Source organism: Candidatus Phytoplasma crotalariae (genome assembly GCF_030586865.1).
GTDB classification, from domain to species: Bacteria; Bacillota_I; Bacilli_A; order Acholeplasmatales; family Acholeplasmataceae; genus Phytoplasma; species Phytoplasma citri.
The window spans coordinates 1-2,830 of the sequence record NZ_JAOSIR010000042.1 but is presented as its reverse complement, the minus strand read 5'-3'; the positions used below and the strand labels follow the sequence as shown (position 1 = coordinate 2,830).

3 protein-coding genes and 1 pseudogene are annotated in these 2,830 nt (G+C 19.1%); 3 read left to right on the top strand and 1 reads right to left on the bottom strand.

The features are described from left to right. Positions 1-247, bottom strand: a pseudogene (locus OC683_RS02230) (phase variable surface lipoprotein); the annotation flags it as partial. 314 nt (positions 248-561) lie between these two features. On the opposite strand from OC683_RS02230, the gene OC683_RS02225 reads away from it, so the two are divergent. The 3 genes from OC683_RS02225 to OC683_RS02215 all read left to right on the top strand — a co-directional run bounded on the left by OC683_RS02225 (position 562) and on the right by OC683_RS02215 (position 2,734). Beyond that, entirely contained in the window at positions 562-1,035 is a 474-nt protein-coding gene (locus OC683_RS02225) for a Panacea domain-containing protein (RefSeq protein WP_304514915.1), read from the top strand. A 15-nt stretch (positions 1,036-1,050) separates the two neighbouring features. Beyond that, complete coding sequence (locus tag OC683_RS02220; protein ID WP_304514914.1) at positions 1,051-1,812, top strand: hypothetical protein; 762 nt, start codon at positions 1,051-1,053, stop codon at positions 1,810-1,812. Positions 1,813-2,560: 748 nt separating this feature from the next. After that, positions 2,561-2,734, top strand: coding sequence for a hypothetical protein (locus OC683_RS02215; protein ID WP_304514913.1), 174 nt, complete (start codon positions 2,561-2,563; stop codon positions 2,732-2,734). The last annotated feature ends 96 nt before the right edge of the window (positions 2,735-2,830 follow it).

The window sequence follows — 2,830 nt, the reverse complement described above, 5'->3', positions numbered from 1 at the left end:
CTTGACGATAATAAATAATATTTAAACCTTTCTTATAGTTAGTTTTGATAGGTTTATGATATTTATCTAACTTGTTTGGATCTAGAGGATATAATTGTAAAGTTACTAATTTAGAAACATCAATTTTCCCAATTAATTTTTTGATCTGATTTTTCTTTTCATTTTGATAATTGATTTGGAAAAGAGGATAGTGGTTTTGAAGGGGATTATTCGGACTTTTTAGGGGGGGTAAATCCGTAAGTAATAGAAAAAAGACGGTCAATATTATTTTTTAGAATACCATCAATTTTAATATTATTCTATTTATTTTCTTATTTAAGGAATTTTAATAATTTTATAAGATTTTTACTATTCAATTTATAATTATTAATATCTTAAAGAATCAATAATAAAAATTTAACTGAAAAAATATAATAAATTATTTTATCCGCAAAATAAAATAAAAAACAAAAAATATGACCAAAGATATAGAATAAATATTATATAAACAAGAAGATTGTAATTTTAAAATAAAAATGTTATACTTCTATTATTTAAAGTAGTTTTAAAAAGGAGTTAATTATGGTAAATTCAGAAAATAAAATCAACGTTTTTAATGTTGCCCAGTTTTTTGTAAATAAAGATAAAAAAATAAATAAAACTAAAATTCAAAAATTACTTTATTATGCACAAGGTTATTATTTGGCCCAATATAATAAGGTTTTATTTCCAGATGCCATCGAAGCATGGCCGTATGGTCCTGTTATTCCTTCTGTTTATGCCGAAACTTTAAAACAAGAATTTCAAAAACAATATTATTTGGATTTTAGTTCGCAAATGACGAATTTCCCTATTTCCGAAGAACAAAAAGCGATTTTAGAACAAGTTTTTGATGATTTTGGTCAACTGAGTGACGTTCAACTTATTGAAAAAACTCATGAAGAATCTCCATGGAAAGAAACTTATGATCCTCATAAATTATATTCGCAATGCATAATTAAACCATCTCTTTTATATAATTTCTTTAAAAATAATAAAAAAAATAAAAAAAATTAATATGAGGATTTTATTTTGATAAAAAGAAAAAAAGAAAAATATTTGGAAATAATTCAATTATTAGATCAAATTATGACAAATTTTGAAAGTAATGGACATTTATTAAAAGTTTTTCACGAAACTAAATTTTCTGAAGACTTTATTAATTCTTATATCGCAGATAATTTTAAAAATATGGGAAAAAAAACTGATAGAGAGGTAATAAAAGGTCATGGAAAAGTTGATATTTTAGTTGATTCTGATTATATTATTGAAACTAAAAATTATTATAGTCAAGAGGATTTAGAATTCGCTTATAAACAATTATTACACAGAATGCATCATCGTTTTCTTTGCGCTTCCATTATTTTGTTAGTAAATGGATTTCAAAAAAATAAATTTAAAGAAATTTTAGAAAATATTAAAAAATGGATTAATTTAAAAAATGGTAAAAAACCAAATCAAAAAACCAAATTTAATGATAATTTTTTGATTTTTAAAATACCAAACCCTGATACTGGTTATAATATTTTGCTTAACATCGCTTGTTATCATTTAGAATTTAACATCAATCATGCTAAAAAAAATTATGAAATTAACGATGAAAACCGTAAAAAAATTCACAATCAAAGTCGTCAATTTATTGAATCACTTAATCAAATAAATAGCTTTAATTTTCAAAACAAAAATAAAATAGAAGCTTATGTTAACAGTTTAAAAAAAGAATTTGTTGAAATTATACATTCTTGTTATGAATATAATGAATATTTTTTAAAACCTAAAAAAAATAATAATTAACGCTTTTTTAGGAATTTTTTTTAATAATTAAAAAATAAATTTTTTTTATTGTATAATTGATGATATTTAATTAATTTAATTTTTAAAAGTGTTAAAATTTGCGTCATAATTAAGGTTTTGTTGCTTTTATTGATGTTTTATAATAATCATAAAAATCCACAAAATATATCATTTTTTAATAAAAAAAATAATGTTTTATTTTTTAATTTAGTTTAAATTGGAGTTTAATTGTTTTTAGATTTTTGTTTATTTTATTCCATCATAAGCTAATTTGGATTATAAATGTAATAAAATAATAAAATTAAAATTATTAAGTTTGATATAATATATTTTTAGTTAATGCAAAAATTATTTTTCAAAAAATAAATAAAAATTAATTACATATTAAAAACTTTTCAAAATGAATTATAATAATTGCTTTTAATCAAAATATAAAAGATTTTTTCTAAAATGTTGATAAAAATGATATTTATGAAAATTTCATAAACAATTTAAAATATTTCTTTTTCAAAAACATTTGGAAAAATATATATATAAGTAAGTCAATTTAATTTGAAATAAATTAAAATAATTAATAATTCTTTTTTATATTAATAAAAATAAATTGAATTTTTTTATTAAGTTATATAGTTGGTATTATTTTTATAATCTTACTCTCTTATATTATCTTTTTAATTTAACTAGAATACAAATAATTAAATTTAATTAAACATTAAAAAAATAATTGCTAAAGATAATCGGGATAAAGATGCATAAATTAAAACAAAAAATTAAATTATTAGAAAAAATGATGGAAAAACTTAAAAAAATTGATAAAAAAATGGTTTTTTATTTAGTCAACCAATTCCAATCAACTTTAAATTTAACTAATATTTTAAAAACCATCCAACTTAAAAGAAGTACTTTTGCAAAGTATATTTGATAACTTCTAATTATTAAAAATATCAAGTTTTTTGAATCTTAGCGAATTTATGTTTATCCTTTTTTGTTAGTGTCTTTTTTACAAGAAGTTTAGAAA